Raw genomic sequence first — 8362 nt, forward strand, 5'->3', positions numbered from 1 at the left:
TTATAATCGCAGGCGTACTGGAAGGAGTTATACAATGAACGAGTTACAGTTAAAAGTGTTAGAACTGCTGAAGGAAGACGCGCGAAGGGACGCCGGGTTGATCGCAACCATGCTTGACGTAGCGGAAGAAGAAGTGAAGCAAGCAATTGCGGCTATGGAAGATGAGCATGTTATCGTGAAATATGCGACAGTCGTAAACTGGAGCAAGATTGACGATGAGAAGGTCACAGCGCTCATCGAGGTTCAAATTACGCCGGAGCGCGGCCGCGGTTTCGAAGGCATCGCGGAGCGTATTTATTTGTATCCGGAAGTGAAGTCGGTTTATTTAATGTCCGGAGCTTATGATTTGCTTGTAGAAGTAGAAGGCAAAAATTTAAAAGAGGTTGCCTCTTTTGTTTCTAATAAATTATCTCCGATTGATGCGGTATTATCGACCAAAACATTTTTTATTTTGAAAAAATACAAACAAGACGGCATTATCTTCGAGGAGCATGAAGGTGACCATCGCTTGATGGTTTCGCCGTAAAAAAGGGTGATGGCAAATGATTAAAGACGAAGAAAAACAACCCTCCACACCTGTGCAGCGTCAAACGATGGCTGATTATTTGTCCCCGCTCGTACGAGGCATCAAACCGTCGGGTATCCGTCGGTTTTTTGATTTGGTCAGCACGCGCAAGGATGTCATTACGCTCGGAGTAGGCGAACCCGACTTCGTAACGCCATGGCATGTCCGGGAAGCAGCGGTATACGCGCTTGAAACCGGGAAAACACAATATACGTCCAATGCCGGAATGCCTGAACTGCGCGAGGCGATCGGCCAATATTTGAATGACCATTTCGATGTGGAATATAATCCTGCGAGTGAAATACTCGTTACAGTAGGCGGAAGCGAAGCGATCGACCTTGCGCTTCGCGCTTTGATTGCGCCGGGGGATGAAATATTGATCCCGGAGCCTTGTTATATTTCTTATTCTCCTATTACGGCTCTTAGCGGCGGCAAGCCGGTAGGCATCGAAACGTATGCGAAGGACGAGTTTAAGCTGAAGGCGGAATCCCTTCAGGCTGTCATTACGCCTCGTTCCAAGGTACTTATATTATGTTATCCGAGCAATCCGACAGGCGGCACGATGACTTATGAAGATTGGCTGCCCATTGCAAAGGTTGTTGAGGAGAACGATTTAATCGTCATCTCCGACGAGATTTACGCGGAGCTGACTTACGGCTCAAAGCATGTAAGCTTTGCAGCGATGCCGGGTATGAAGGAACGGACGATTCTCGTTAGCGGGTTTTCCAAGGCGTTCGCGATGACCGGCTGGCGGATGGGTTATGCGTGCGGGCATTCCGATTTGCTGTCGGCGATGTTGAAAATTCATCAGTACACCGTTATGTGCGCGCCGATTATGGCACAATATGCGGCTCTTGAAGCTCTCCAGCACGGTCTGGAAGAGAAGGATCGAATGGTTGAAGCTTACAATCAGCGGCGCCGTCTTGTCGTAAAAGGATTTCGGGATATCGGACTCGAATGTCATGAGCCGCAAGGCGCGTTCTATGCTTTTCCGTCCATCGTATCGACAGGCTTAACGAGCGAGCAGTTCGCACAGCGTCTGCTTGAAGAAGCGAATGTAGCTGCGGTCCCTGGTGATGTCTTCGGACTCGGAGGCGAGGGACATCTGCGCTGCTCTTATGCAACATCTGTCACGAATTTGACCGAAGCGCTTGATCGGATCGGCCAGTTCGTAAATAGACTGAAGCAGCAAGGCTAGAATGATACTTGCAAGTAACAAACAGCAGGTCAGGAGTGCATCCGGCCTGCTGTTTGCGTAATATATAGAGTAACGATTGAACGAGGAGGAATAACGGACGATGAAAATATATACGAGAACGGGAGACAGCGGTCAGACGTCATTGATCGGCGGACGGGTACGGAAGGACGATATTCGCGTTGAAGCGTACGGAACGATCGATGAGCTGAATAGCTTTGTCGGGCAGGCCGCCGCTGAAGCGGTCAAGCACGCGGAGCTTGCGGAAATGGCAGGCTGGTTAGTCGATATTCAGCAGGAGCTGTTTGATTGCGGCTCGGATCTCGCTTATGCCAAGGAAGGTGCCCCCCTCAAAATATCAGCAGAGCCTGCCGCCCGTTTGGAAGGCTGGATTGATCAATATACTTTGGAGGCGCCGGAAATTACGAAATTTATTTTACCGGGAGGAAGCTCTGTTTCCGCCTTGCTGCACGTATGCAGAACGGTGTGCCGCCGTGCAGAGCGCCGGGTTGTTACGCTTGCCTCAACGCATCCCGTTAATCCGGAGGTACAGACCTATTTGAATCGTCTGTCTGACTTTTTCTTTGCCGCGGCAAGAGTGGCGAATGCAAAGCTGGGCGTACCGGATACGGAATATGTACGGAGCGCGGAAGTGTTTCGGAAATCGAAAAAATGATGGAATCGATCGACAGCAAATACTATAAGCCGTTAATCGCTGTTGTCAGCGAAGCGGAGCACGGAAAGACGGTTCGAGCGGTGCTGGAGCGGCAGCTTGGCGTATCGAGGAAGCTGCTTTCGCAGGTGAAGCTTACGGAGCATGGTCTAACGGTTAATGAAAACCGCGCATATACGACGGCTCCGGTCGTTCAGGGCGATATTATACGTGTTCGAATGGAGCGGGAAATATCCGAGGATATCTTGCCTCAGCCTATCCCTATCCAAATTGTTTTCGAGGACGAGGATTTATTAATTGTTAATAAGCCGGCGGGCATGATCGTTCATCCGACACACGGACATTATACGGGGACGATGGCGAACGGCGTCGTTTATCATTGGGAGCAAAAGGGGGAACGGGTGCGGTTCAGACCCGTTCACCGTCTTGACGAAGAAACGTCCGGCCTTGTCGCAGTCGCCAAAACGTCCTATGTTCATCAGCAGTTGTCCGAGCAGATGCAGGCGAATACCATTCTGAAGCTTTATCGTGCTTATGTGTACGGTATTCCCGAGCCTGCGGTGGGAATTGTTGATGCGCCGATCGACCGTAATCCGGACGAGCCTCATATTCGCATAGTGACGCCGGAAGGATATCCTTCTGTAACCCATTATGAAAGGGTAGAGACCTTTCGTTCGAATGATGGAAATCCCGCTGCGTCTGCCGTTCGTTTGAAGCTGGAAACGGGACGGACGCATCAAATTCGCGTTCACATGCAGCATATTGGCTGTCCTCTCATTGGGGATAAAATGTATGGTTCGAAGCAAGGCGCTGTCGAGGAGTGGGAGGAGGCAGCCAGCCGTCAGGCCCTGCATGCCGAAACGCTCGGCTTCAAGCACCCGATATCCCGGCAATGGATGGAGTGGCATGCGGCTTTGCCGCCCGAGCTGATTTTGCTGGAGCAGAAGCTCCGTCAATAGTTTATTGGCGCTTTAAATTAGGAGGATATTCAACATTGAGTAAACAAAATGTACTGACCATTATTCAATACCCGAAATGCGGGACGTGCAGAGCGGCCGTTAAATCTTTGCAAAGCAAAGGCAATGAGTTGCTTTCGCGCCATATTGTCGAGCAGACTCCGACTGCAGCCGAGCTTAAGGAAATTGTAGCCAACAGCGGTTTGGAGCTCAAAAAGTTTTTTAATACATCCGGTGAAGTATACAAAGAGCTTGGCTTGAAGGACAAGCTGGCTGCGATGACAGAGGATGAAAAATACGCTCTGCTTACATCGAACGGCATGCTGATTAAACGCCCGATCGTAACGAACGGCAAGCAGGTAACGGTAGGCTACAAGGAAGAGCAGTATGAACAAGTTTGGAACGGGAACGGGTGAGTAGAAGATGAAGCAAACCAAATGGAGATCCGAGAGGCTATCGCTGCTGGGTTCTTCAATCTTTGCTGAAGTAGCAGCGTGGAAAATGGCGGCCGCGGAAAGCGGGCTCGATATTATTGATTTAGGTATTGGCAGTCCGGACCAGCCGCCGTCAGCTGCCGTGCGGCAAGCGCTGAGCGAAGCGGCACTTCGCTCCGATATGTATGCTTATCCGGCAACGAGAAGCGGTCTTCCATTTCGCCAGCATGCCGCGGATTGGATGAAGCACCGTTTCCAGGTAGAGCTTGATCCCGTGAACGAGATCGTTACGCTGCTGGGCTCGCAGGATGGGCTTGCGCATTTGGCAATGGCGCTTTGCGATCCGGGCGATATAGCCTTGCTGCCGGACCCGGGCTATCCGATTTATGCGGCATCGTTAGCGCTGGCAGGCGTTGAACCGGTTCTTATGCCGCTGCGGGAGGAAAACAACTACATGCCTGATTTGGAAGCAATCCCAGATGAAATATGGGAACGGGCATCGTTTATATTATTGAATTACCCGAACAATCCGATATCAGCTGTAGCGGACTTATCATTTTTTGAACGGCTTCTGGTCAAAGCAAAACGTCATGGCGTATTAGTCGTACATGATTTGGCTTATTCCGAAATGGGCTTCGACGGCTGCGAGCCGCCAAGTATTTTGCAAATACCCGGAGCATCGGAGCAAGCGGTAGAGTTCCATTCTTTATCCAAAAGCTTTAATATGGCAGGCTGCAGAATCGGTTTTCTGGCCGGCAATAGAACAGCTGTCGGTGCGCTTCGCGAACTGAAGGCAAATATAGATTACGGGGTATTCGATCCTGTTCAGGAAGCGGGAATCGTCGCATTGAAGGAAGCAATGACGAACAAAGACTTGCCAAAGGCAGGAAAGCTGTACGAACAACGCCGGAATACGTTTATTGATGCGCTTCGTGAAGAAGGCTGGTCCGTTACTACTCCGAAAGCAACGATGTTCGTCTGGGCTCAGCTGCCGCCGATGTGTTGGTCGTTAGAAGAGCCTTGGACCTCAAGGCGGATTTCCAAGGAAATGCTCCGCCTAACCGGCGTTGTCGTCGTACCCGGCGAAGCGTTCGGCACAGAAGGTGAAGGTTACGTACGAATCGCGCTTGTTGAAAGTGAGGAACGGTTAAAGGAAGCGGCTAAAAGGATTGGAAGCTTCATACGCGGGCAATAATAAAGAAATTACGTGTTGATCATACGATTATTCATTAGGATATTGCTTTAAGCAATACTTCTATTTCATAAAGATAGGATGGTAGAAATAATGAATGAAAAAAAAATTCTCATAGTTGATGGAATGGCTCTTCTTTTTCGAGCTTACTTTGCGCAATCTTACAGTGCCAGAAGACTGGATGACGGTACACCGACAAATGCTATTTATGGCTTCTTTCAGTACCTCTTCGATGCAGTAATTAACTTCCAGCCTACACATGTCGTCTGCTGCTGGGATATGGGGAGCAAGACCTTTAGAACAGATCTTTACTCAAATTACAAGGCCAATCGACCTGATGCCCCTGACGACTTAGTACCGCAGTTCACTTTGGTAAAAGACATTGTCGCTGCCCTACAGATTCCTAATATTGGTCTTGAAGGCTACGAAGCAGATGACTGCATTGGAACAGTGTCACACAAGCTCAGTGATCTCGGACACGTATACATTCTTACGGGTGATCAAGACATGCTTCAACTTGTGACAGAACGTGTTCATGTTGTGATCATGAAGAAGGGCAGATCTAATTATGCGGTGTATGATTTAGATTTCCTTAAAACTGACAAGGGTATTCACCCTTTCCAGGTTGTCGAAATGAAAGGTCTTACTGGTGATACGAGCGATAATTATCCCGGGGTAAGAGGTATTGGTGAAAAAACGGCATTAAAATTACTTACTGAATATGACTCGATCGATGGTATACTCAACAACCTGGATATTCTCCCGAAGAGTGTTAAAATTAAAATTGAATCTGATTTAGAGATGCTTCATTTATCAAGAACACTTGCACGAATTAATATCGAAGTTCCAATTGAATGTAGTTTAGAAGAATGTTTATGGAACGTGTCAATTGAAGATGCAACCATTGTTTTTGATAAATATCGTTTGACATCGCTGTTGAAAATAATAAGCTAATGATTTTGAACATGGTGCGATAAAGGCGATCGAGATTTTCTCGATCGCCTTTATTATTTTTAATGTCTTTGTTTTTCAGGTTCTCCATCGCTTACGCATGAAGAAGGTTACCGAGCCGATAAGTGCCAGAAATACAAGACTAATGAAAAAGCCCGGTCTGCTTGCTTGGTCGAACAACGTTCCCAGTACCGCGATGAGCAGAAGAGCAATGGAGGAATAGGTTTGGGTCAGCCCCCATGGATTTAGCTTCAGCAGTTTTCGGGCCGCGCATAGGATGTACAGCCAAGTATATAGCAGCATAAGACCGCCTGCTGTCGTGATGTATTCGTAAACTTTATTCGGAAGCAACAAAGCGACAGTAATGGAAACGGCCATTCCCGTTATCGTCAACCCAAGCGCACCGTAAGGGAAACGGCGTTTCCGTGATCTTTTCGCGAACAACTTCGGTGCATCTCCTTCGTCCGCGATCATCGATATGACGAGCGTGACGGAATATAGGGAAGCGACCAGTCCTGAGAACCCTGCAATAATCAGCACACCGTTAAAAATATGAACCAACACGTGATAGTGCAAATCCTTCAATGCGGATACAAACGGACTTTCCTGCGTCGTGATCTGTTCGATCGGCGTAACTAACAAGGCCAGTCCAAGCGAGGAAATGAATAGGACTGTAATTGTAATCACCATAAGCCGGCCCGATTTTGGCGCGTCCTTCGGGTTCTTTAACTCACCGGCCATAATTCCCATCACTTCAATGCCCGCAAAACAAAAAAAGACATAGATCAGGCTCGTCCATAACCCCATTGATCCGCCCTTGAAAGCATCGCCAATATTGCTTGGCGCATGCATATGCGCATTATCGGCACCGAGAAAGCCGGGGATAACCAAACAGGTTAAGATGATGAACATAAGTATGGCTGCTATTTTGACGATGGCCAACATGTTAACGGTCTTCTCAAACCAGGCCGTCCCGAGAAGAACAACTCCAACACCTAAAACAGAGTAGACACTAATAAGAATCCACAGAGGAATATGAGGGAACCAGAATCTTGTGAAGAGTCCGATTGCGGTCAGCTGGCTTCCCAGGATCAACATCTCGGAGGACCAATATACCCAGCCATGGCTGAAGCCTGCCCAGTGACCGAATGCTTGTCTGGAATAGGTCCGGAAAGAGCCCTTCTCCGGGTGCTCTGCGATCATTTTGGCTAATGCTTGAAAGACGAAATAGGTGCCGATAGCAGCAACGAAAAAACTCAGGAGAACCGAGAATCCGCTCTTCTCGATTGCGAGACTCGAGCCAAGCAGAAATCCGGTTCCGATCGTTGTGCCTAACCCGAACAAGGCAAGCTGCCACCATGTAAGGCTGCCTTTTGTTTTGTTTTCGGATTCTGCACGCCCTGAAGTTGAATTAGCCATTATATAAACTCCTTTGCCAATAGCTTTGCCATACATCGTAAATTCCGTCATTCTTTTGTTTTCGTTGAGAGAGAAGCTACATTATTTTAACTTACGGTACTTGAAGTTATACCGGCATTTTGAGCGGTAAGGAAATACTACGAAATTATCGTATAAGGATAGCTCCGAGATCTTCCCTTGCCCTCATAATCAGTTTGAACTATTTGCAAATAGATGTAGGAAGGGCTGACAGGAGCCCTGATTAGAGCTTACAATAATCGAATCTAACGCAAGCGCGTCGCCAGGCTATATTTCCTCAAGCGTACGTCCGGCCCGCCTGCCAATATTCGATCATTGTTGGGCATTAACATTTTTAACGCTGGACGCTTTACGTCGACCGCTGGGATCTTGCAGGTCAATGGGCCAAGCCTAACGGGGAAAACCTTTCATGTATAGAACTCTATTTGGGATCCCCTTAGAAGATAATAATACCAGTTGCCATAGGCATAATTAGCGTGTTATATTCTTAGTCCGGCCGCGAGACAATGGGCTGTGAGAAACTAAACAAATTTGATAGCATGATTTACCAGTAGATTTCATGGATCGAATCATGATATATTATTAGTCCGGCCGCAAAACGGTACGGACAACGAAAGAAAAGAACGAAAGAAAAGATTGTTCTTTGAAAACTGAACAACGAGTAAAAAACTGCCCCGCAAATCCTAACGGATGAGCGGAAAAGCGATAAAAAAGTAATGAGCAATCAAACACATGAAGCTTTTCTCAACGACATCGCGTCGATGCGAAAACTTCCATTTGGAGAGTTTGATCCTGGCTCAGGACGAACGCTGGCGGCGTGCCTAATACATGCAAGTCGAGCGGATCTTATCCTTCGGGATAAGATTAGCGGCGGACGGGTGAGTAACACGTAGGTAACCTGCCCGTAAGACTGGGATAACATTCGGAAACGAATGCTAATACCGGATACACAGCTTGGT

General features: G+C 48.0%; 8 protein-coding genes and 1 rRNA gene. 8 read left to right on the forward strand and 1 reads right to left on the reverse strand.

The genetic code is table 11. The features are described from left to right. Nucleotides 1–34: 34 nt before the first annotated feature. From DFP97_RS26310 to DFP97_RS26340, 7 genes are all read left to right on the forward strand, one after another. A complete protein-coding gene (locus DFP97_RS26310) occupies nucleotides 35–526 on the forward strand; it encodes an Lrp/AsnC family transcriptional regulator (protein WP_114383650.1) in 492 nt (163 codons plus the stop codon). Nucleotides 527–542: 16 nt separating this feature from the next. Beyond that, entirely contained in the window at nucleotides 543–1763 is a 1221-nt protein-coding gene (locus DFP97_RS26315; RefSeq protein ID WP_114383651.1) for an aminotransferase class I/II-fold pyridoxal phosphate-dependent enzyme, read from the forward strand. Nucleotides 1764–1863: 100 nt separating this feature from the next. Then, nucleotides 1864–2436 carry a cob(I)yrinic acid a,c-diamide adenosyltransferase gene (locus DFP97_RS26320; protein WP_114383652.1) on the forward strand — a complete coding sequence of 191 codons (573 nt, stop codon included), beginning with the start codon at nucleotides 1864–1866 and terminating at the stop codon, nucleotides 2434–2436. Continuing rightward, nucleotides 2433–3392: an RluA family pseudouridine synthase gene (locus DFP97_RS26325; RefSeq protein ID WP_245976610.1), complete on the forward strand. Its 960-nt coding sequence runs from the start codon at nucleotides 2433–2435 to the stop codon at nucleotides 3390–3392. The genes DFP97_RS26320 and DFP97_RS26325 overlap by 4 nt, the downstream gene beginning before the upstream one ends. A 35-nt stretch (nucleotides 3393–3427) precedes the next feature. Beyond that, nucleotides 3428–3805, forward strand: coding sequence for an arsenate reductase family protein (locus tag DFP97_RS26330; RefSeq protein WP_245976611.1), 378 nt, complete (start codon nucleotides 3428–3430; stop codon nucleotides 3803–3805). A 7-nt stretch (nucleotides 3806–3812) separates the two neighbouring features. Next, entirely contained in the window at nucleotides 3813–5018 is a 1206-nt protein-coding gene (locus DFP97_RS26335; RefSeq protein WP_114383653.1) for an aminotransferase class I/II-fold pyridoxal phosphate-dependent enzyme, read from the forward strand. Nucleotides 5019–5108: 90 nt separating this feature from the next. Beyond that, a complete protein-coding gene (locus tag DFP97_RS26340; RefSeq protein WP_245976612.1) occupies nucleotides 5109–5969 on the forward strand; it encodes a 5'-3' exonuclease in 861 nt (286 codons plus the stop codon). A gap of 75 nt (nucleotides 5970–6044) precedes the next feature. Here DFP97_RS26340 and DFP97_RS26345 read toward each other — a convergent pair whose 3' ends face one another. Continuing rightward, nucleotides 6045–7385, reverse strand: a complete 1341-nt coding sequence (locus tag DFP97_RS26345) for an amino acid permease (RefSeq protein WP_114383655.1) — start codon at nucleotides 7383–7385, stop codon at nucleotides 6045–6047. A gap of 792 nt (nucleotides 7386–8177) precedes the next feature. Here DFP97_RS26345 and DFP97_RS26350 point away from each other — a divergent pair. Further along, a 16S ribosomal RNA gene (locus DFP97_RS26350) occupies nucleotides 8178–8362 on the forward strand; the annotation flags it as partial.

Source organism: Paenibacillus prosopidis (assembly GCF_003337375.1).
Classification (GTDB): Bacteria; Bacillota; Bacilli; order Paenibacillales; family Paenibacillaceae; genus Pristimantibacillus; species Pristimantibacillus prosopidis.

Bases quoted from the DNA above. Each gene is read 5' to 3' on its own strand.
- DFP97_RS26345 (WP_114383655.1), bottom strand. From the start codon at position 7,385: ATGGCTAATTCAACTTCAGGGCGTGCAGAATCCGAAAACAAAACAAAA.
- DFP97_RS26315 (WP_114383651.1), top strand. From the start codon at position 543: ATGATTAAAGACGAAGAAAAACAACCCTCCACACCTGTGCAGCGTCAA.
- DFP97_RS26320 (WP_114383652.1), top strand. From the start codon at position 1,864: ATGAAAATATATACGAGAACGGGAGACAGCGGTCAGACGTCATTGATC.
- DFP97_RS26310 (WP_114383650.1), top strand. From the start codon at position 35: ATGAACGAGTTACAGTTAAAAGTGTTAGAACTGCTGAAGGAAGACGCG.
- DFP97_RS26340 (WP_245976612.1), top strand. From the start codon at position 5,109: ATGAATGAAAAAAAAATTCTCATAGTTGATGGAATGGCTCTTCTTTTT.
- DFP97_RS26325 (WP_245976610.1), top strand. From the start codon at position 2,433: ATGATGGAATCGATCGACAGCAAATACTATAAGCCGTTAATCGCTGTT.
- DFP97_RS26335 (WP_114383653.1), top strand. From the start codon at position 3,813: ATGAAGCAAACCAAATGGAGATCCGAGAGGCTATCGCTGCTGGGTTCT.